The organism is Rudaea sp. (assembly GCF_057139185.1).
Genome location: NZ_DBNHDN010000033.1, coordinates 1 through 20,648, shown reverse-complemented (window position 1 = coordinate 20,648; position 20,648 = coordinate 1). Strand labels below are relative to the sequence as shown.

General features: G+C 67.3%; 19 protein-coding genes. 10 read left to right on the top strand and 9 right to left on the bottom strand.

Features of this window, described 5'->3' with window-relative positions:
- Position 1 precedes the first annotated feature (1 nt).
- Complete coding sequence (locus AC16HO_RS11595; RefSeq protein ID WP_395644381.1) at positions 2-1,045, bottom strand: cupredoxin domain-containing protein; 1,044 nt, start codon at positions 1,043-1,045, stop codon at positions 2-4.
- A gap of 264 nt (positions 1,046-1,309) precedes the next feature.
- Between AC16HO_RS11595 and AC16HO_RS11590 the strand changes: the two genes are divergently transcribed.
- From AC16HO_RS11590 to AC16HO_RS11575, 4 genes are read left to right on the top strand one after another with little or no spacing between them, the layout of a single operon-like run.
- Positions 1,310-1,852, top strand: a complete 543-nt coding sequence (locus tag AC16HO_RS11590) for an RNA polymerase sigma factor (RefSeq protein ID WP_395644382.1) — start codon at positions 1,310-1,312, stop codon at positions 1,850-1,852.
- On the top strand, positions 1,849-2,529 hold the full coding sequence (locus AC16HO_RS11585) for a zf-HC2 domain-containing protein (RefSeq protein ID WP_395644383.1): 681 nt from the start codon (positions 1,849-1,851) through the stop codon (positions 2,527-2,529). The genes AC16HO_RS11590 and AC16HO_RS11585 overlap by 4 nt, the downstream gene beginning before the upstream one ends.
- Positions 2,526-3,791, top strand: coding sequence for a S8 family peptidase (locus tag AC16HO_RS11580; protein ID WP_395644384.1), 1,266 nt, complete (start codon positions 2,526-2,528; stop codon positions 3,789-3,791). Before AC16HO_RS11585 ends, AC16HO_RS11580 begins: the two co-directional genes overlap by 4 nt.
- Positions 3,792-3,832: 41 nt before the next feature.
- The gene (locus AC16HO_RS11575) at positions 3,833-4,483 is read left to right on the top strand and encodes a TorF family putative porin (RefSeq protein WP_395644385.1); all 651 of its coding nucleotides are present in this window, start codon (positions 3,833-3,835) and stop codon (positions 4,481-4,483) included.
- 13 nt (positions 4,484-4,496) lie between these two features.
- On the opposite strand, the gene AC16HO_RS11570 is transcribed toward AC16HO_RS11575, so the two are convergent.
- The 3 genes from AC16HO_RS11570 to AC16HO_RS11560 are packed head-to-tail and all read right to left on the bottom strand — an operon-like array spanning position 4,497 to position 8,466.
- On the bottom strand, positions 4,497-4,964 hold the full coding sequence (locus tag AC16HO_RS11570) for a hotdog fold domain-containing protein (RefSeq protein ID WP_395644386.1): 468 nt from the start codon (positions 4,962-4,964) through the stop codon (positions 4,497-4,499).
- A 56-nt stretch (positions 4,965-5,020) separates the two neighbouring features.
- On the bottom strand, positions 5,021-7,489 hold the full coding sequence (locus AC16HO_RS11565; protein ID WP_395644387.1) for an acyl-CoA dehydrogenase: 2,469 nt from the start codon (positions 7,487-7,489) through the stop codon (positions 5,021-5,023).
- A complete protein-coding gene (locus AC16HO_RS11560; protein WP_395644388.1) occupies positions 7,486-8,466 on the bottom strand; it encodes an alpha/beta fold hydrolase in 981 nt (326 codons plus the stop codon). The genes AC16HO_RS11565 and AC16HO_RS11560 overlap by 4 nt, the downstream gene beginning before the upstream one ends.
- A gap of 152 nt (positions 8,467-8,618) precedes the next feature.
- Between AC16HO_RS11560 and AC16HO_RS11555 the strand changes: the two genes are divergently transcribed.
- The 5 genes from AC16HO_RS11555 to AC16HO_RS11535 all read left to right on the top strand — a co-directional run bounded on the left by AC16HO_RS11555 (position 8,619) and on the right by AC16HO_RS11535 (position 13,288).
- The gene (locus AC16HO_RS11555) at positions 8,619-9,197 is read left to right on the top strand and encodes a TetR/AcrR family transcriptional regulator (RefSeq protein WP_395644389.1); all 579 of its coding nucleotides are present in this window, start codon (positions 8,619-8,621) and stop codon (positions 9,195-9,197) included.
- Positions 9,198-9,287: 90 nt separating this feature from the next.
- Positions 9,288-11,114 carry a phosphoenolpyruvate carboxykinase (GTP) gene (locus tag AC16HO_RS11550; RefSeq protein ID WP_395644390.1) on the top strand — a complete coding sequence of 609 codons (1,827 nt, stop codon included), beginning with the start codon at positions 9,288-9,290 and terminating at the stop codon, positions 11,112-11,114.
- 96 nt (positions 11,115-11,210) lie between these two features.
- On the top strand, positions 11,211-11,780 hold the full coding sequence (locus AC16HO_RS11545; RefSeq protein ID WP_395644391.1) for an RNA polymerase sigma factor: 570 nt from the start codon (positions 11,211-11,213) through the stop codon (positions 11,778-11,780).
- Positions 11,781-11,810: 30 nt separating this feature from the next.
- On the top strand, positions 11,811-12,278 hold the full coding sequence (locus AC16HO_RS11540) for a hypothetical protein (RefSeq protein WP_395644392.1): 468 nt from the start codon (positions 11,811-11,813) through the stop codon (positions 12,276-12,278).
- 35 nt (positions 12,279-12,313) lie between these two features.
- Entirely contained in the window at positions 12,314-13,288 is a 975-nt protein-coding gene (locus tag AC16HO_RS11535) for a DUF4097 family beta strand repeat-containing protein (protein ID WP_395644393.1), read from the top strand.
- Positions 13,289-13,295: 7 nt separating this feature from the next.
- Here the strand turns inward: AC16HO_RS11535 and AC16HO_RS11530 are convergent, their stop codons facing one another.
- The 5 genes from AC16HO_RS11530 to AC16HO_RS11510 are packed head-to-tail and all read right to left on the bottom strand — an operon-like array spanning position 13,296 to position 19,556.
- Positions 13,296-14,627, bottom strand: coding sequence for a sulfotransferase (locus tag AC16HO_RS11530; protein ID WP_395644394.1), 1,332 nt, complete (start codon positions 14,625-14,627; stop codon positions 13,296-13,298).
- 7 nt (positions 14,628-14,634) lie between these two features.
- Positions 14,635-15,468, bottom strand: coding sequence for a sulfotransferase domain-containing protein (locus AC16HO_RS11525; RefSeq protein ID WP_395644395.1), 834 nt, complete (start codon positions 15,466-15,468; stop codon positions 14,635-14,637).
- Positions 15,469-15,477: 9 nt separating this feature from the next.
- Entirely contained in the window at positions 15,478-17,091 is a 1,614-nt protein-coding gene (locus tag AC16HO_RS11520) for a tetratricopeptide repeat-containing sulfotransferase family protein (protein WP_395644396.1), read from the bottom strand.
- A gap of 16 nt (positions 17,092-17,107) precedes the next feature.
- On the bottom strand, positions 17,108-17,698 hold the full coding sequence (locus tag AC16HO_RS11515) for a 2OG-Fe(II) oxygenase (RefSeq protein ID WP_395644397.1): 591 nt from the start codon (positions 17,696-17,698) through the stop codon (positions 17,108-17,110).
- Positions 17,688-19,556, bottom strand: a complete 1,869-nt coding sequence (locus AC16HO_RS11510; protein ID WP_395644398.1) for a sulfotransferase — start codon at positions 19,554-19,556, stop codon at positions 17,688-17,690. Before AC16HO_RS11510 ends, AC16HO_RS11515 begins: the two co-directional genes overlap by 11 nt.
- Positions 19,557-19,712: 156 nt before the next feature.
- Here AC16HO_RS11510 and AC16HO_RS11505 point away from each other — a divergent pair, with 156 nt between their 5' ends.
- Positions 19,713-20,435 (top strand): YkgJ family cysteine cluster protein, encoded by a 723-nt coding sequence (locus AC16HO_RS11505; RefSeq protein ID WP_395644399.1) that lies wholly within the window; start codon positions 19,713-19,715, stop codon positions 20,433-20,435.
- Positions 20,436-20,648: the final 213 nt, after the last annotated feature.

The following is a 20,648-nucleotide window of genomic DNA, read 5'->3' as shown; positions in this document are numbered from 1 at the left end:
TTCACGGACAGGCCAGATTGCTGACGGCGCTCAGGCGAACGAGGTTCATCGAGCCGCTCGGATAGGCGGGGATGATCGGATCCCATTGCGCGGTGGCGTTGTTGCAGTCGGTGAATTTCAAGGTCAGCGTGCCCCAGTTGGTGCGCGCGATCTTGTTCTTGTCGAAGTTCGGCGGGAACATGCCGCCGCTGCCCTGCTGCATCTGCAGCGTCGCGGTGTCGCCGACGTAGCTGCCCTGGCCGACCAGCCAGAGGTTGTTGCCGCTGTTGTCGTAGACATACCAGAACGCGAGGAAGCCGTTGTCCTGGTTCGGCCCCTTGAGCACCTCGAGGTTGAAGCCGTGGCCGGATTGCGCGGGCAGGTACCACGAACCGGTGATGCCGGGTCCGATGGCGAATGCAGGCGCCGCCGCGGTCACGGTCAGGCTCAGCGGCAGCGAATGGCTCAAGCTGCCCGAGGTGCCGGTGACGGTGATGTTCGCGGTGCCGGTCGCCGCGGTGGCGCTGGCAGTCAGCGTCAGCACGCTGGTCGCGGCGCCGCCGGCAGCGAAGCTCGCGCTGACGCCGTTGGGCAGGCCGCTCGCGCTGAAGGTGACGTTGTCGGAGAAGCCGTTTGCCGGCGTGATCGTGATCGTGTCGGCAACGCTGCCACCCTGGGCGAGGCTTGGACTGCTCGACTGCGCGGCGAGACCGAAGTCCGGCGGCGGGCCGTAGTCCTGCACGGTGATCGTGCCCGCCATGCCGACGCCGCCCGCTGCGCCGTGGATCTCGCAGTGGTAACCGAACGTGCCGATCTCGTTGAAGGCGGGCGTGGTGTAGGTCCATCCGCTCGAGCTGGCCGACCCGTTCCGGAAAAGCCCCGTGTCGGACGCGACGTTGTGGAAGCCGCCGGCGTTGTGGAAGGTGACGGTGTCGCCCTTGTGGATCGGCAGGTTGTTCGGCGAGAACGTGAGGCCGTTGCCGCCGACGCTGACCGCATGGTCGGCGGCATTTGCCGATGCGGTGGCGAACAGCAGCAAGGACAGGATGGAGAGGGTTTTGTACATGGGCAGGCTCCGGTGGCGCATCGAGAGGTCAATCGGCGCGAGGCCGCGGTATGCATCGCATCCGGGCGTCGTGCTGCATGTATCCCCGTCTCCGACGCAAAGGTTCATCGTGCCGGCCGCCGGCACGAAAGTGCGCACCGCAATGCAAGATTGAACCGTCCGGCCCGGTCACGGAATGAACGAACGATGGCAAGAGACGCATCCATGTTTTCCCGACCGGGGGCCGAAGCGGTCCCGCAGCCCGCCTCGCTCCCCGAAGCCGGCGTGGACGAGGCTGCCCTGATTGCGCGCGTCGCGCAGGGCGACGCGCCTGCGTTCGAGACCCTGTACCGGGCCTACTTCCCGCGCCTCGCACGCTTCATCGAGCGCACGACGCGGCGCGCGGAACTGGTCGAGGAGATCCTCAACGACACGATGTTCGTGGTCTCCACCAGCGCGCACAAATTCGACGGTTCGTCCAAGCTCTCGACCTGGATCTTCGCGATCGCCTGGCGCAAGTCGCTCAAGGCGCTGCGCGACGTGGATGTTCCGGTCGAGGCGGACGAAAGCATCGAGTCGGTGGCCGATGAGGCGGAGCCGAAGCACGAAGTGATGCGCGCGCAACTGCGCCGCGTGCTGTGCGAAGCGGTCGACGCGCTCTCGCCGAACCATCGCGCGGTGATCGAACTGACCTATTTCCACGAGATCGGCTATCACGAAATCGCGCGGATCATGGATTGCCCGGTCGATACCGTGAAGACGCGCATGTTCCACGCACGCCGGCGCCTGAAGGCGCTGCTGCCCGAACGCCTGGAGGACATCCTGTGAGCCCGCGAGTAGTCAATCTGGATTCTGCGCACGGCGAAGTGCGCGAACTGCTGCCGTGGTTCGTCGCCGGTACGCTGGACGGGGCCGAGAGCCGTCTCGTCGATGCGCATCTGCAAGCCTGCGCGGCCTGCCGCGGCGAACTCGAATGGGAGCGGCAGCTGCGTGCGGCGAACAATGTCGCCCTGCCCGGCCGCGACGTCGACCGCGCGTTCGCGGCGCTGCGCGTGCGCCTGCCCGCGCCTGCGCCCACGCCCGCGCGCGCTCCGGCATCGGCGTCGTGGCGCGAACGGTTGAGCGCCTGGCGCGAACAGATGCTGCCGCGACCGTGGCTGGGCTGGGCGCTCGCCGCACAGACGCTGGCGATCGCCGGCCTCGCCGTCGTTCTCGTGTCTACGCGATTGCCAAGTGCGGATGCGGTACACACGTATCGCGCGCTGGCGCGGCCGGTGGCGGCCGAGCCGGCACGCCTCGTCGTCGCGTTTGCGCCGCATACCGAGGTGGGCGAGTTGCGTCGCGTGCTGCTCGCCAGCGGCGCGCGCATCGTCGACGGGCCGACCGCGGCCGATGCGTACATCCTCGCCGTCGCCCCCGAGAGGCTCGACGCCGCCGTGCAGCAGTTGCGGGCGGAGAAGTCGGTATTGCTCGTGCAATCGCTCGAAGCGAAGGCGGGGCATTGAAGCGGGCGCTCGCCAGGCTGGTCGCGCTGCTGGCGCTGGCCTGCACGGGCATGGCCGCTGCCGACGAGACCCACGTCGCGGCCGACGTCTCGCGTGAGATTCTCGTCATGCTGCGCCTGCCGCCGCCGCACTATCGTTCCGGCGCGAACTACGGCGGCGCCTATGTCGATGCGGCAGGCGGCGCGGCGCGGCGACGCATCGCCGACGGCCTCGCGCGTGCGCAGGGCCTGAGCGTGCTGTCCGGCTGGCCGATGCCGGCGATCGGCGTCGATTGCTACGTTTTGCGCGTGCCGGCCGGCGCCGATCTCGACGAGGTTGCGCGCCGCGTGGCGCGCGACAGCCGTGTCGAATGGGCGCAGCCGGTGCATCGGTTCCGCGCGCTTGCTGCAGTGGTCGCTGCGACGGCTCCGTCGGCGCAGACGTCGCTGTATGCGTTGCAGCCGAGCGCGCGGCTCTGGCGGCTCGACGACCTGCACAAGGTGAGCACGGGCCGTGGCGTGCGCGTCGCGGTGATCGACAGCGGCGTCGATGCCGCGCATCCGGATCTCGCCGGGCGCATCGAGCTCGAGCGCAATTTCGTCGATGCGCGCAGCGACGTCGCCGAGGCGCACGGCACCGCGGTTGCGGGCATCATCGGCGCGCGTGCGGACCGCGGCATGGGGGTGGTTGGCATCGCGCCGCAGGCGCGCCTGCTTGCGCTGCGCGCCTGCTGGGAGGAATCCGCCACACTGACGCTGTGCAGCAGTTTCACTCTGGCCCAGGCGCTGCAGGCCGCGATCGCCGCGGACGCCGAAGTTATCAACCTGAGCCTCTCCGGCCCGGACGACCGCCTGCTCGCGCGCCTGATCGATGCGGCGATCGAGCGCGGTGCGATCGTCGTCGGCGCGGTCGATGCGCGGGCGCCGGGCGGCGGCTTTCCGGCCTCGCACGCGGGCGTCCTCGCTGTCTCCGACCGGCTTGGCGCGGGCGCCGCGGTGTTGTCCGCTCCGGGCGACGACGTGCCCGCGCCGGCGCCGGGCGCGCGCTGGAATTTCGTTTCCGGCTCGTCGTTCGCCGCGGCGCAGGTTGCTGGCATGCTCGCGCTCGCACGCGAGGTCACGCCCAGACCGGCCATGCGACAATCCTCGGCATGGGTGCGATTTCCGGCGGATTCTCCCGATGGTGCGGCAGGCTACGTCGATGCCTGCGCGACGTTGCGCCATTCCGTGCCGACGCTGAGCTGCCTTCCGCCCGGCGAGGGAACGGCGCGCGTGCCGCGCTGAGGCTGGGCGGTGGCCTGCGCTGTGGCGTCGCGGCGTGCGGATTGCTGTGCGTTGACGCCGCGCACGCACAACTCTCCGGGCAGATCGGCCTTGCCGGTGACTACGTCTACCGCGGCGTGTCGCTCAACGATGACCGGCCCGCGGTCACGGCCGCGGTGAACTACGACGGCGCGGCCGGCTGGTATCTCGGCGCTCAGATCGGGGAGACGCGCCTGTTTGGCGAGCGCCATGCCGAGCCGCTATGGGTCGCCGCTGCGGGCTACGCGCATGCGTTGACATCGCGTTTGAGTTGGGAGGTCGGCGCGACTTATTCCAACTTCACCGGCTTCACGTTCTGGAACTACGCCGAAATGTTCGTCGGCCTTTCCGCCGAGCGCTGGAGTCTGCGCCTGTATCGCGCGCCGAACTACTTCGGCCGGCATCGGCGTTCGACCTATCTCGAATTCAACGGCTCACGCCCGCTGGATGAGCGCTGGCGCCTGCTCGCCCATCTCGGCGTGCAGCAGGCCGAGTTCACGCGCGGCGGCGACCGCGACCGCACGTTCGACGCCAGCCTGGGCCTCGGCGCGAAGTTCGGGCGCGTCGATGTGCAGTTGCTGTGGGTTGCGGTCAATCGCGCCAACTACGCATATCCGAGCACTGCGCCGGACGAGCGTCGACGCTGGGTGTTGAGCGCGGTATACGCGTTCTGAGATTGCGCGCGAATCATCTGCTTCGTGGCGAAACCCACATCGTGATGTCGGCGTCGAACACGACTTCGTTTGCCGTGTCGCGTACCTCGACGAGCGCGTGCGCTTCGCGTGCGGGCGCGTCGGCCGGCGGAACCTCGACACGGGCCGTCGCGGTCAGCGTGCCGCGTGCCATCTTCAGATAGCGCACGCTCATGCCCTTGGGGATCCAGCGCTGGCCCGGCGCGATGCCGACGTCGGTGGCGAGGCCGCCGGCGAGCTCGGCGGCGTTGCACATCGCGATCGCGTGCACCGTGCCGATGTGGTTGCGCACGCGGCGGCGATCGCGCAGCACGACCACGCAGCGACTCGGCGCGAGTTCCTCGACCAGCGGCGAGATCGAGGCGAAGTAGGGCGCCTTGGCGCAGATGATGCGGGTGAACGTCCAGCGCCCGGCAGCGGTGCGGCCGAGCAGGCGGAAGAGCTTGAGGGGTGAACTGGGCATGGATACGACCTTTCCACTCGTCATTCCCGCCTTCGCGGGAATGACGGACATCGTACTTACGCCACGCTGCGCAGCGTCGGCGACTTGCCGCGTTTCACCGCCGATTGCAGCTCGAGCGGATCGAAATCGTCGACCGCGATGAACTCGGCCGTCGCCGCGCGCACGCGCTCGAGCAATTTGCGCTCGTCGTGCGTAATCGCGCCGGCCTGTTCGGCTTCGGCAAGTTGCGCGGCGGGATCGATGGAAGCGACCGCAGCGGTCTTCAGCGCCTTGGCGAGCTTGCGCTCGACCGGCTCGGCGGCGATGACCTCGGGCAGCAGCGCGTTCATGCGGCCGACGACGTTGTTCGCGTTGGGCGTCAGATAAGCCCACTCGGCGAGGCGGTCGCGCGCCTCGTTCGGCGACATCAGCAGCGCGGCGACGCGGTGGCCGAGGCGATCCGATGGCGGTACTTCGCGGCGGCCGAACGGGAACACGAGCGCGCGCAGCAGCCACGCGGCGGGGCGGATCGGGAAGTTGCGCAGCACGCCGTCGAGCGCATTCTGCATGCGCCAGGCGCAGTCGTGGAACGCCCAGGCGAGCAGCGGCCGGTCGGCGACCGGGCGACCGTTGTCCTCGTAGCGCTTGAGCATGCTGCTTGCGATGTACAGATTCGAGAGCACGTCGCCCAAACGCGCGGACAGCGATTCCTTGAACTTGAGCTTGCCGCCGAGCAGCAGCATCGCCGAGTCGGCAACGAGGGCGAGGTTGGCCGCATAGCGGTTGAGCTTGCGATAGTAGCGCCGGGTGTACTTGTCGCCCGGCGCGTTGCCGATTTTCGCGAAGGCGAGGCCGAGCACGAGGCTGCGCGCGGCGTTGGAAACCGCGAAGCCGATATGTGCGAACAACTCGCGGTCGAACGCGCGCAGGCGTGCGCCGTAGTCGGGAATCTGTGCGGCCTGCATCTCCTTGAGTACGTGCGGATGGCAGCGGATCGCGCCCTGGCCGAAGATCATCAGGCTGCGCGTCATGATGTTCGCGCCTTCGACCGTGATCGCGATCGGCGCGGTCTGATAGGCGCGGCCAGCGTAGTTGTTCGGGCCGAGTTGCACGCCTTTGCCGCCGTGCACGTCCATCACGTCCTTGGCTACTTCGCGGCCGAGTTCGGTACAGTGATATTTGGCGATCGCGGATGGCACCGACGGCTTCTCGCCGCGATCGACCGCGGCGGCGGTCGCCTTTGACAGCGACGTGATCGCGTAGCTGTAACCGCCGATGCGCGCGAGCGCCTCCTCGACGCCTTCGAAGCGGCCGATCGCCATGCCGAACTGCTTGCGGATGCGCGCATAGGCGCCGGTCGCGATCGCGCCCATCTTGACACCGCCCGACGCGTTCGACGGCAGCGTGATCGCGCGCCCGACCGAGAGGCACTCGACCAGCATGCGCCAGCCCTGGCCGGCCATGTCGGCCCCACCGATGAGCTGCGACATCGGAATGAAGATGTCGCGGCCGTGCAGCGGGCCGTTCTGGAACGCGCCGTTGAGCGGGAAGTGGCGGCGGCCGATCTCGAGGCCTTTGGTGTCACGAGGGATCAGCGCGAGCGTGATGCCGATGTGCTCCTTGTCGCCGAGCAGATGGTCGGGGTCGTGCATCTGAAAGGCAAGGCCGATCAGTGACGCCACCGGCGCGAGCGTGATGTAGCGCTTGTCGAAAGTGAGGCGCACGCCGAGCACCTGCGCGCCGTGCCAGTCACCCTTGCAGACCACGCCGTAGTCGGGGATCGAGGTCGCATCCGAGCCCGCGCTCGGGCCGGTCAGGGCGAAGCACGGAATCTCGCGCCCGTCGGCGAGGCGCGGCAGATAGTAGTCGCGCTGCTCCTGCGTGCCGTAGTGCAGCAGCAGCTCGCCCGGGCCGAGCGAATTCGGCACGCCGACGGTCGAGGACAGCGAGCCCGAGATGCCCATGAGTTTCTGCAGCACGGCCGATTGCGCGAGCGCGGAGAATTCGAGTCCGCCGTATTGCTTCGGGATGATCATGCCGAAGAATTTTTTCTTCTTGAGAAAATCCCAGATTTCCGGCGGCAGGTCGGCGAGTTCGTGCGTGATCTGCCAGTCGTCGGTCATGCGGCAGACTTCTTCGACCGGGCCATCGAGAAACGCCTGTTCTTCGAGCGACAGTTCGGGTTTCGGCTGGCCGAGCAGCTTCGACCAGTCCGGCTTGCCGCTGAACAGCTCGCCCTCGAAACCGACCGTACCCGCCTCGAGTGCGGTGCGTTCGGTGGCGGAAATCTGCGGCGTGATCTTCTGGTACACGTCGAGCAGCGGCGCGGTGATCTTCTTGCGGCGGAAGTCGTCGAGGTTGAGCGGCACGCTGAGCAGGCCGAAGGCGAGCGCGGTCAGCGCGATCGCGAGCCAGTGGCTGCCGGCGAGTACGCCGACGGCGAGGATCGCGGCGAAGCCGGCGAGCGTCCACGTGCGCAGATTGCTGCGGAAATACGCACAGGCCAGCGAGGCGGCGAGGGCGGCGAGCAGCGGATACCAATTCATGATTTCACCTCGGGTGGACACAACGTATGGGCAGCGCGTGAATGTCGTTCGTCGCTACGGGGTTGTTCGGAATGACGATCGGTGGATGGTGCGGCTTCCGATTCGAGCGTTTGCACGAATTCCAGCACGACGCGCGTGAACGTGTCGTTGGCGTCGCCGGCGACCATGTGTGTAGCGTCGGGCAGGCATACGTGGTGTGCGTGCGGCACGTGGGCAAGGAACTCGGCGATTGTCTCCGTCGAAACGACGTCGCTGCGCGCGCCGCTGACGAGCAGCACCGGCACGCGGATCGTCGCGGCGGCGACGAGCAGGTCGCGCTGCAACCGGTTGGAGTCGCGCGTGGCGAAATCGAGCATGCGCGGGTCCCAGTGCCAGCGCAGGCGGCCGCGATCGTCGCGCACGAGCAATTGGCGCAGGCTGGCTTCGGACTTGCGCCCGGTGCGGTGCGGCAGATGGCTCGCGATCTCGTCGGCGGCCTCGTCGTACGAAGCGAAACCTTGCGGATGCGCGCGCATGAAGGCGAGGATGCGTTCGACGCCGGCGGTTTCCCAGCGCGGCGTGATATCGACGAGCACGAGCGCGCGGAACGGCGCATGCAACGCCTGCGCGGCGAGGCCGAGCAGGCCTCCCATCGAGGCGCCGACGAGCACCGGTGTTTCGCCGCTGTTGCGAGCGATGCGGACCAGATCGTCGACGAACTGGTCGTAGTGATAGTTGCCGTCGCTGCGCCGGCTGCTGTCGCCGTGGCCGCGGGCGTCGGCGGTGATGGCGTGCCAGCCGACTCGTGCGAGCGCGTTCGCGGCGCCATCCCAGGCATGTCGGGTCTGGCCAAAGCCGTGGGCGAAGACGACGGCCGGGGCGGATACGTCGCCGAAATGTTCGATCGCGAGAGTGACGTCGTCTTGCGCGACCAGCGCTTCCACGCGCTGCGCAATCGGTGCGGGAGAAGCGTACGGCTTGGCGGCAGTCGTTCCCATACGTTGCAGTATGTGTACGTGGGTCCGGGTTGTCAATACGCATGCGTATTGTGCGAAAACCGACGCGGAAACAAGTGCTTGTAACCGTTTACTGCTGCAATGCAACATCGAATCCCCTTACGCGCGCGAGGTGCAGCCGCTACCATGCCCGCATGCTGCAAGCCGCAGAAAAAGCCGAGCGTTCGCGTCTGTCCGCCGCCGATTGGGAAGCCGGCGCGCTCGATCTGATTGCGGAGCAAGGGGTGCCTGCACTCGCCGTGGAGCCGCTCGCACGCCGCCTGCGTGTGACCAAAGGCAGCTTTTATTGGCATTTCGCCACGCGCGAAGCGCTGCTCAAGGCCGCGCTGCAGAACTGGGAAACGCATGCTGAAGAGGCGATGGACCAGATCGCCGCCATCGACGACCCGCGCGAACGCCTGAGCGAATTGTTTCGCCGCACCGGACGTGAGGCGCGCACGCACAGTATCTACTCGGCGCTGCTGCGCGCGCTCGACCACCCGATCGTACAGCCGGTGATGGAGCGCGTTTCGCAGCGCCGCCTCGATTTTCTCAAGCAGGCGTATCGCCAGGTCGGCATGTCGGGTATCGATGCGCTGCATCGCGCGCAACTGACCTACGCGGCCTATGTCGGCTTCCTGCAGCTCGTGCTGCAGCTCGGCGTGAAGCACATCGATCCGACGGAACTGGAGGAATATGTCGAACATGTGATGTCGACACTGATTCCGCAATAGCTTTGCTTCCCTTCTCCCGGCAGGCGAGGGGGATAGAAATATACAAATACACAAGTAGATTTTTTCGGCCACTGGCCGGTTGGAGAACAAATGAGCAAGCTTGAGGCACTCGACCGTTGGGTCGGGGAAGTCGCCGCGTTGACGCAGCCCGACAATATCCATTGGTGCGACGGCAGCGACGCGGAAAACGTCGCCCTCGTCGACCTGATGCGCAAGCGCGGCGATCTCGTCGCGCTGAACCAGGAGACCCATCCGGGCTGTTACCTGCACCGTTCCGATCCGTCCGACGTGGCGCGCGTCGAGCACCTCACCTTCGTCTGCACCGGCAATCGCGAAGATGCCGGTCCGAACAACAACTGGATGGCGCCGCACGACGCGCATGCGAAGATCGATGCGCTGTTCGCCGGTTGCATGCGAGGGCGCACGCTGTACGTGATTCCGTATTGCATGGGGCCGATCGACTCGCCGATCTCGCGCTGCGGCGTCGAGATCACCGACAGCCCCTACGTCGTCGCCAACATGCGCATCATGACGCGCATGGGCGCGGCGGCGCTCGCACGCATCGAGCGCGAAGGGCTCGATCGGCTCGCTCGCGGCGAGCGCGCGGATGCGTTCGTGAAGGGCCTGCATTCGACCGGCGAGCTTGATCCCGAGAAGCGCTTTATCATGCACTTTCCGGCCGAACTTTCGATCAAGTCGATCGGCTCCGGCTACGGCGGCAACGCGCTGCTCGGCAAGAAATGCCACGCCTTGCGCATCGCCTCGGCGCAGGCGCGCAGCGAGGGCTGGCTGGCCGAGCACATGCTGATCGTCGGCGTGGAGAATCCGCGCGGCGAGACCCACTACATCGCCGCTGCGTTTCCGTCGGCCTGCGGCAAGACCAATCTCGCGATGCTGATTCCGCCGCAAAGCTACCGCGAGGCCGGCTGGAAGGTGTGGACGGTCGGCGACGACATCTGCTGGATGAAACCCGGCGCGGACGGCCGCCTTTGGGCGATCAATCCCGAGGCCGGTTTCTTCGGCGTCGCGCCGGGCACCAGCGCGAAGACGAATCCGAACGCGCTGGCGATGCTCGACCACGACACGATCTTCACCAACGTCGCGGTCGATGCGAACAACGACCCGTGGTGGGAGGGGCTGCCCGGCGTGCCGGTCAAGGACTGGCAGGGGCGCGAAGTCATGATCGCCAACGGCAAGCCTGCGGGCGGCCCGGCCGCGCATCCGAATTCGCGCTTCACCGTCTCGGCGAGACAATGCGCGAGCTGGTCGCCGCGCGCGGAGGACGCGCAAGGCGTGCCGATCAGCGCGATCATTTTCGGCGGTCGCCGCGAACACCTGCTGCCGCTCGTGTTCGAGGCGCGCGACTGGACCCACGGCGTGCTCGCCGGCGCCGCGATGGGCTCGGAAACCACGGCCGCAGCGACCGGCGCGGTCGGCGTGCTGCGCCGCGACTCGATGGCGATGAAGCCGTTCTGCGGCTACAACTTCGCCGACTACTTCAGCCACTGGCTGTCGTTCGACCGGCCCGGCGCGAAGTTGCCGAAAATTTTCCACGTCAACTGGTTCCGCAAAGGCGACGACGGCAAGTTCCTCTGGCCAGGCTTCGGCGACAACATGCGCGTGCTCGAATGGATTCTCGGCCGTTGCATGGGAACCGAAGAGGCACTGACGACACCGATCGGCAACCTGCCGCACGCCGAGGACCTCAACCTCGCCGGCCTCGACCTGCCGCGTGCGTGGCTCGACGAGCTGCTCGACGTGGATGTCGAAGGCTGGCAGGCCGAATACGAGAACATCGGCGAATACCTCGCCTCGTTCGGCGCACGCACTCCGCAAGCCCTGCTGCGCGAACACCAGCGCATCAGCGCGGCGCTCGCCGCGGCACAGACCGAGCAGCGCGCCGTCGGGACGCCTTGAAGCGGCATCGCCGGCGGGGCTCGATCGCCGGCGGCGTCTAAACCATACTGGCGGCCCGCGCATCCAAGCTGGCAAATGGACGGCGCCGTTCCCAGCATGCAGGCAACCCCTTTGGATACCGGCTCGCAAACACGCCCGGATCGCAACGACGATCATGCGCTCGTGCGCGCTTCGCTGGGCGGCGATGCGCGTGCGTTCGAGCGGCTTTATCGCAGCCACGCCGGCCGCGTGCACGGCGTGATCCTGCGCCTGGTCGGCATGGACCGCGCGCGCGCCGAGGAGCTGACCCAGGAAGCGTTCATCCAGGCCTGGCGCAAGCTGTCGAGCTTCCGTTTTGATGCGGCGTTTTCGACCTGGCTGCATCGGCTCGGCGTCAACATCGCGCTGATGGATCTGCGCGGCAGGCGCAACGAGGTCAACGTGGACGACGATGTGATCGAGCTGGCCGCGGGCGGCGAAGTGCCGTTCTGCGCCGGCGAGCGCGGCGATCTCGAGCGCGCGGTGTCGAAGTTGCCGCCGCGTGCGCGCGCCGTGCTCGTGCTGCACGACGTCGAAGGCTGGAAGCACGAGGAGATCGCCCGCGAACTGGGCATGGCGGTCGGGTCGTCGAAGGCGCAGTTGCACCGCGCGCGCGGCCTGTTGCGGACTACACTAGAAGCGGCGTGAATGGCCCGGCGACGGGCAGCGAGGTGGATGATGGACAACGAATTCCAGTGGCGCAAACAGATGCGCACGCTCAACCAAGACGTCGAGCCGGCGCGCGACCTGTGGCCCGACATCGCCGCGCGCATCGCGCAGCCGGTGGCCGCGCCGTGGCGCCGCCCCTGGCAGCGGCCGGCGTTCGCCCTCGCGGCGAGCCTCGTGCTGGCCGCCGGCGCCGTGTTCACCGCGTCGCGCTTCTTGCACCCGTCCGGCCCCGCGCCGACGCTCACGGCGGTTCGCCCGCAGGGCGCGAGCGACGGCGCCGTATCGTTGACCGCGCTCGACTGGGCCAAGCCGGCCGACCCCGGACTCGCCGCGGCGGCGCAGGACCTCGACAAGGCCAGCGCAGAGTTGCAGGCCGCGCTCGAGGCGCGCCCGGACGCAGTGTTTCTGGTCGGCATGCTCAATCGCACCAACGCGCAGCGCATGCGCCTCATGCGTCAATCGGCGATATCCGGGTGAGCGCAATGCAACGACTCGTCCGCACAGGAGGGAAGATGAAATCCGCTACAGCATACCGGGCCCCGACTCGTCGCGTGGTTGCGTTGTCGCTCTGCGCGGCGCTGTCCGTCGCGCTTGCCAGCGAACGCGCCGTGGCGGCCGACCTGACGATCACGGCCGAAGGCGATGCGGCGAAGACGTTGGAGCAAAGCTTCGCGCTCGCCGCCGACGGGCTGATCGACGTGAGCAACGTGCGCGGCAGCGTCACGGTCACCGGCGGCGGCGCAAACGAGGTCAAGCTCGGCGGCAGCCTCGGTGCCGGCTCCAAGCTTGTCGTCGAAGGCGACGCGCGGCGTCTGGAATTGCGCGTGGAGACCGAGAAGCGCGGCTGGTTCGGCGGGCACGGGCCGGGGCAGGATACGAGCCTCGTCCTCAGCGTACCGCATGGCGCTTCGGTCAAACTCGATCTGGTCAGCGCCGACGGAAAAATCGAGAACATCGACGGCAAGTCGATCGAGATCGACACCGTGAGCGGCAATCTGCGCGTCGCCGGTGCCGCGCGCGGCATCGACGTCGACAGCGTCAGCGGCGACGTGACCTTGCAGGTCACGCGTGCGGGCGCGGCCGAGCGCGTGCACGTGCAAAGCGTCAGCGGCGACATCGCGGTGCACGGCGCAGATGGGCGGGTCAAGCTGGAAACTGTTTCGGGCACGCTCGTGTTCGCCGCGCCGACGATCAACGAATTCAGCGCCGAATCGGTTTCCGGCAACATCGAGGCAGGCTTTGCGCCGGGCAAGGGCGCGCATGCGCGCGCCGAAACGATGAGCGGCAATCTGCTCCTGCGCCTGCCCGCCGATCTGGTCGCGCGCATCCATGCGGAAACCTTCAGCGGCAACCTGAAGAGCGACTATGGCAAGGTCGTGAAACCCGAATATGGGCCCGGCAGCACGCTCGATGTCAACGGCGACAACAGCGGCGCGCGCATCGATGCGCAATCGTTCAGCGGCAACGTGACCTTGCGCAAGCAGTAACTGCGCGCTACGCCGGTGGGGCAGGAAAAAGCGCGGTCAGCGCCGGCAGGTACGGTGCGTAGTTGCGCCAGCGTTGCAGCGCATGCGTGTACACGGGCTGGCGCACCTGCCATACGCTTGCGGTGGTGACGATGGCCGGGTTTTCCGCCGCGACCGGGTGGGTCGCATCGCGCTCAAGCCCGAGAAACGCGTCCAGTCGATCGCGTTGCGTCTGCGGTCCAGCGACGAAGGCCTCGTAGTCGACCTCGATCGTGGCCAGCGCGAGGCGCGACTGCCAGTGCGTCATCAGCTTCGCACCATCTTTCCGCACCTCGGCGATGTCGGCGAAGTCGTAAGCGAAACCGAGGTCCGCGTGGGCGAAGTGCTGCATCCAGATCGACAGCGCGGTATCGCGCGCATCGCGCCGGCAATGCACGATCCGCGCATTCGGAAAGCACGCGGCGATGAAGTCGAGATAACGGAAGTTGAGCGGATTCTTGTCGAGGTGGAAGCGTGCCGGCGCATCGTCGCGCTGCATTTGCGCGCGGATCAGTCTCGCGATTGTGGCAAGCGCCTGCGGGTTGTGCGACTGGCGTTGCTCGGCGAGCAGGTTGCGCAGTGCGGGAACCCAGTTCAACTCGCCGCGGTCGCGCACCTCCGCGTGCCGCGCGAGCGTGCTGGCGACCAGGGTCGTGCCGCTGCGCGGCATGCCGACGACGAAGATCGGATTGAACTCCGCATCGACCGGCAGCGCGGGCAGCGCAGACGCGCGCAATTGCGCGTCAACGAAGCGGCGCCAGTCGTCGACGCGCCAGGGAGATGTCTTGCGTGCGAGCGCATTCGCCTCGGTCAGCACGCGCGCAGCCAGCGCGTAGTCGCCGAGATCATCCAGCGCCTTGCCGAATGCAAAGCCGATGCAGGTGCGCGTGGCTTCATCGAAGTCCGTGCCGGACCACGCGCGACGCAGGCGCTGCACGTCGGTATCGTCCGCCTCAAAGCGCCGGCAATGGGCCAGCCGCAGCCAGGCGGCGCCTTGTTTGGGATTGAGGGTGATGGCCTCGCGCAGCGCTCCCGCCGCTTCGTCGAACAGGCCCAACGCGAGCGCAATTTCGCCAGCCCGCGCGGCGATGGGTGCATCGCCGCGCCAGCGCTGGCGCGCAACGTGCACGACCGGCAGGGCGCGGCCGTGCGCCCCGCATTCGGTGAGGAAATCCAGCGCTGCCAGCGTCTCGCCGCGATCGCCTTGCGCGGTTTGCCACAGCGCGACCACCGCGTCCGCCGCGGCACCGATGCTTCCGCCCTCGCGCAGCCGCTGCGCGACGGCCCAGGCGGTTTTGCGATCCGTCGGCGCGGCGGACATCGTGATCTCAGTAACCGCCCGGCACGTAGCCGAAGCGCTGCATCTGCTCACGGTGCGCAGCGATGATGCGCGCGACCTGCTCGCGGCTTAGTTTCTCGCGCCACTGGTTGCTGCGCCCGGCGCGGAAGAAGCGCTTGCCCTTGATCGGCACCTCGACGAAACCGTCGCGCTTTTCCATTTCCGCGAGTGCGCGGAAATCGCAGTGGCGGATCGCGCGCTCGATGCGCGTGCGGTCTTCCGTTCCGACCATGCGCGCGACCTTGCCGAACCATTTCGCCGGTTTTTCGAGCAGATCCTCGTAGCGCAGGATCAAAATGCGCTCGCTCTCCATGTCGGCCCAGCTCTTCACATGCTGCGACCACGAACCGAGGAATTCGGTCACGAACATCTCGCTGTTCTCGGTCGCCGAGTTCTCGCTGTTGAGATAGTCGATCGCCGCGTCCTGGTCGATGCCGAAGTGGTGCGACATGCTGATCGCGACGTCGAGCGGATTGCGCACGACGTAGATCGAGCCTGCGCTCACCTGCGGCGTCAGCAGCGGCACGCCGTCGACGATGCCGGCCATGCTGTGCGTCTTGACGAACACGGTCCTTGTCGCGGTCGCCGCGATCGCCGCATGTACCTGCGGGCGCAGCGCGCACAATTGGGCGAAATCGAGATCGGTGCTCGGTCGCCCGGCGATGCGCGAATACAGTTCCGGCTCGGCTTCGAGGCGACCGTAGTTCGGCAACTCGGCGAGCGCCACCGGCGTCGGCCGGTTCGCCATCAGGTTGGCGAGGAACGCGCGCAGCCAGGTGTTGCCGGATTTGGGATAGGAAGCGAGCCAGACGATATTGCCCATGGGTGCCGTTCAGTCCTTTTGTGTGGATGCGGCGAACGGCGGCAGGCCGAGCTCGGCGCGCAGCGGATCGAGCAGGGCACCGTAGCGCGCTGCGCGCGCTGTGTCACGGCGCAGCGGTTCGCGCACCTGCATGGCGCTCGGCGTGTGCACGTCGCGTTCGGTCTTGTGGAAGTCGAGGCAGGCGGGTTCGAAGGGCAGGCCGCAGAATGCGAGCAGGTCGCGGATCGTCGCTTCCGGTTCGCACACGAGGCGCTCGTAGTCGTTCTCGAAAACATGCGTTGGGTGCAGCGCACGCCAGTAAGTCACCGCGCGATCGAAGTCGCGCCAGAACGCGGCGAGGTCGGCGAAGGTGCGCGTGTATTCGTTGTTGGCCAGATGCTGGCGATAGCACGAGAAGCAGGTCTCCAGCGGATCACGACGGCCGACGATGATGCGCGCGCCCGGCAGCATGGCGCGAATCGCGCCGATGTAGAACCAGTTGTACGGCAGCTTGTCGGTGAAGCGCGGTCGCCGCTCGCGCCAGTGCGCGGTGCGTTCGAGGTAGCGCGCACCGAGGCGCTGCCAGTCCTCGGCCCGCATCGCATCGACCCACTGCGGGAACGGCTGGCCGCGGCGCCGCGATTCCTCGGTCAGCACGAGCGGTAGGTCGGACAATTCGCCGGCGCCGTCGACTTGCGAGTGCGAGGCGAGCACCTGTTCGATCAGGGTCGAGCCCGAGCGCGGCAGGCTGACGATGAAGATTGCCTCTGTGCCAAGCGCCGCCACGGCGCCAGCACGCGGCGGCGTGAACGCGGCCAGCGCGGCGTCGACGCTGGCCGCGTGCGCGGGAGCGTTCCAGCGCTGGCGTTGGCGCGCGCGCGCGTTCGCCTGTTCGAGCGTGCGCAGCGATTCGGCGAAGCGACCCTCGTCGTCGAACGCTTTGGCAAGAGCGAAACCCGTCGCGATGCGATCGGCCTCGCTCGCACTCGACTGCTGCATCGCACGCTGCATCTGCGCGATCTCCGCGGTGCCGAGGCGCAGCGTCTTCATGTCGGCGAGCCCCCACCAGGCCATGCCGGTTTCGGGCCGTTGCTTGAGCACGCGCCGATATTCGGCAAGCGCTTCGTCGCTGCGGCCTTCGGCGCGCAGCATGTCGGCGAGGATCACGCGCGCGCTGAACTCGTCCGGCTTCAAGGCGACCGCGCGGCGCAGTGCGGCGGCGGATTCTTCCACGCGCATGCTGCGCATCAGCACCAGACCGAGGTTGTACCAGGCGACGGCGAGGCCGGGATCGAGTTCGACCGCGCGGCGCAGGTCGGCGATCGCGCCGTCGTAGTCGAATGTGTTGCTCCGGGTCGAGCCGAGCGTATTCAGATAGAGCGCGTCGTGCGGACGCAGGGCGATCGCGCGTTGCAGGGTGGCGATTGCCTCCGGGAACTGGCCGCGCAAACTTTGCGCGCCGGCCAACAGGCGCAGCACTTCGGGATGATCCGGGTACATGGCGAGCAGGCCGATGACGTGGTGGTCAGCTTCGTCGGCGCGGCCGAGCTCGAGCGCCTGCGCGGCGGCGACGACGCCACGGATCGCGGCTTGCGACAAGCCGTGCAGGCGTGATGCGGGAGTTGCGGGGGCGATCCGGGTCATCGTTGCCGTGGCGCGCTCAGAACGTCATGTACGTCGACACGATGTACTTGTCGTTCGAGCGCGGCTTGAGCCCGGCATGCTGGAACATCCAGTACGGCGGGAACATGAGCAGGCGTCCGGCGCGCGCCTGCACCTTGACGCCGAGGTCGGGGAATTCGGTTTCGCCACCCTCGGCGACATCGTTGAGATACCAGAGGAAGACCATGTAACGATTCGCGTAGTTGTCGCCGGCATCGAAATGTGGCTGGAAGCGGTCTTCCGCTTCGATGCGGTAGCGCTTGATGCGCAGGTCTTCGAGCATCGGCCGCGTCGGCACCGGCAGCGACATCGGCAGGTGCTTGTTGTATTCGCCTAGATAGCGGTCGATCTGCGCGTAGAAAAAACCCATGAATGCGGGATCAACGTGCGGCTGGATGTTGAGTTCGACCCAGGCGCTGGCGTCGAGCGCGCTGTGATGGCCGCGGCCGTTGGCAGTCTGGAACTGCGGCATCTGATGGAACGAGTCGACCATCTTTGCGCAGAATTCGGCGGGCAGGGCCGCGTCGAACCACTGCACGTAGCTGCGCAGATCGAGCAGTCGCGCGTTCGCGGGGGAGTCAGGCGTCATAGCCGAACCGTTGCAGCATCGGCTGCAGGATAGGGAGCACGGGCTCGAAGTACCGCTGGTAGCGGCGCCAGCGGTCGACGGCCTTCTTGTTCGGCGGCTCGATCACCTGGTTGTAGCTCGGCGTCGAGATGAAGCCCTTGGCACGCGCGTGCTGGTCGAAACGCGCCAGCGGGGCCGCGTCGTCGAGGTTGAGGAAGTCGCCGATGCGCTTGACGTAGCCGGGGAAATCGTCGAGCAGGTCCTCGTAGCGCGAATGGATGACGTTGGGTCTGAACAATTGCGCGTGGTGCAGCCACGAATCGAACGCGGTGACGTAACCCTGCGCAAGCCGCCGCAGGCTGGAGCAGAGCACGGCGAACATGTTCGAGTTGAAGTGCTGCATGTAGTTCGACAGGATCACGTCGCAGGGATGGCGCAGCGCGAGAACGATCGGCGCCTGCGGAAACAGGCGATGGACGAGCGGCAGGCGCAGCATGTTGAGCGGATTCTTGTCGACCAGGCGCTGGCCCTCCCGGCGCGGCGCGACCCTGGCCGTCAGGTCCCAGTAGAATTGGCGCAGTTCCTCGCACTGGGCGGCATCGAGCTTGCCAAGGTCATGCGGATAGACGAGGCCGAACCGGCTCATGCGTTCGACCAGCATCTGCAGGAACGCCCGCTCATCCATCGCCTGCAGGTCCGGATGCGCGTCGAGCATCTGCTCGAGCATCGTCGTGCCCGAACGCGGGAAGCCGACGATGAAGATCGGCGATTCGCGCATCGCCGGCGCCGGCAATTCGGGCCAGGCCGCGTAGGCTTCGGCGCCGATCCATTTCGTCGCCGTGTGCAGCGGCTGCGCCGCAGGCTCGAGCAATTGCGGCAGCGAGGTGCGCACGAGGTCGATCTGCAGCGCGTGCGCCTGTTCGAGCGCGTGCATCGCGGCATCGACGTCGCCCTGCTTGTCGCAGGCCTTGGCCAGGGAAAAATACAGGTTGTCCTGCAGCCAGAGACCGGCCTCGCGCGAATCGCCGCGCGTGCGCAGGCGTTGCTGTGCGGCGATCATGGCTGCGACGACGGCGCGCGCCTGGGCTGGATCCTTTTCGCGCAGCGCCAGCATGGTGCGCGCGGTGATCGTTTCCTGGCTCAGCGCCGGATCAGCGATTGCTTCCGGCGGCGGCAGGCGCGCGAGCATCGCCCGCGCCTCGTCGAGCCGATTGACGCGCTCGAACATCATCGCCAGGTGCGCGATCGCGCGCAGGTTGTGCGGATTGTCGGCGAGCAGGCGCTCGAAGATCAGCTTGCCCTGTGCGGAATCGCCGAACTGGGTCATCAGGATTGCCAGTTCCAGCGACAGATCGTCGGACAGGTCCGTCCAGGCACGCCAGGGTTCGATCAGGCGTTCGGCGATGTTGCGGTCGTCGAGAGCGAAGCACATCTGTGCGGAGTAGATACGCGCCTCGGCCGAGTCCGGATCGAGACGGTGCGCGTCGAGAAAGCAATCGCGTGCCTGCGGATAGATGCCGCGCTGCAGGTACAGGTAGCCGAGGTTCATCAGCGCGGTGTAGTAGTCCGGATCGAGCTCGATCGCGCGCCGGTAGGCGTTTTCGGCCTCGCGCATCTGCCCGGCGCTGCGCAACACGCTGCCGAGATTGTTCCAGTGCAGCGCCGATTGCGGCTGCATCCGCGTCAGTTGGCTGAACGGACCGATCGCCTCGGTCCAGCGCTCCTGTTCGCGCAGGCACAGGCCGAGCAGAATCAGTCCATCAGGGTCGGCCGGCGACCGTCGCAGAAAATCGCGAGTCAGGCGCTCGGCATCCTGCGGTCGGCCGCGGCCCAGTGCGTCGTTGATGGCGTGGATCGGTAGCGGTGCGGCGGTGGACATGCGAGCAAGGAAGAGACGGACAGCGGGAAACCCGGCCGCGTATTGTGACGCAGAAGGCGTCCGCTTTCATGCGCCGGCCGCGCCGGGTTTCCTCGTCGCGCTATCATCGCGCCAGCCGCGGGCATGGCAAGAACCGCGAGGAGTCCGAGGAGCATCATGCAAGACACGTTTTCCATCCCCTCCATGGGCGACGCGGAGTCCGCGCGCCTTGGTGCGGAAATGACGCGCATCGCCAGCGACATGGCGGCCTGCGAGGAAGTCGATGGATTCGCCGCGACGGGCTGGCTGCCGGATCGGTTCTTCGGCCTGCTCGACGCATTCTATTCCGTCTACGACAGCTACATCTCGCACAACATCGGCGCGAGCCGGTTGCGCATCCAGTGCCAGGCCGGCTGCGCGCGCTGCTGCCGGCAGGCGGTGCACGGTGTGTATTCGTTCGAGATCATCAGCCTGTACCGGCAATTGCGTTCACGCCCCGACTATCCAGGCATTCACGACGCCTTCCTGCGTCAGGCGAACGAATTCCAGGCGCTCGCGGCGGATGCGCGCACGACGGCTGGGGGCAACGCCGGCGACGTGCTGACCCTGGCGCTGCGCGCCTATGCCGCCAAGGGCAACGGCTGCGCGTTGCTCGCCGGCAGCCGGTGCGGCGTCTACGAACATCGTCCGGTGCCGTGCCGCATGTATCACAGCCTGACCGCCCCGATCCTGTGCGTCACTCCTCTTGGCCACACTTTCAATCTGGAGCCGCCTGAGCAGGCCGCTGCAATCCTTGCCGGGCTCAGCGACCGGCTGGCGTTTCCGTATTCGGAATTTCTCGCCCAGGGCCTGGTCGTGTTCGCAGCGCAGAGGCAGTTCCGGCCTTGGACTCCCGCCTGAAGGCGCCTCGCATAGGCAAAAAAAACCGCGCGGGGTGAGCCGCGCGGCTTTGCAAAGTGTTGCCAGAGACGTGCTTAGAACTTGACCGTGATCTTGCCCCAGAAGAAGCGGCCGATCGTGTCGTAGGTGTTCACGTCGGTGTTGGCGTTGGCCACGTTCTGCTGATACAGGATCGGCGGCTGGCGATCGCCCACATTGTCGATACCGACCTGC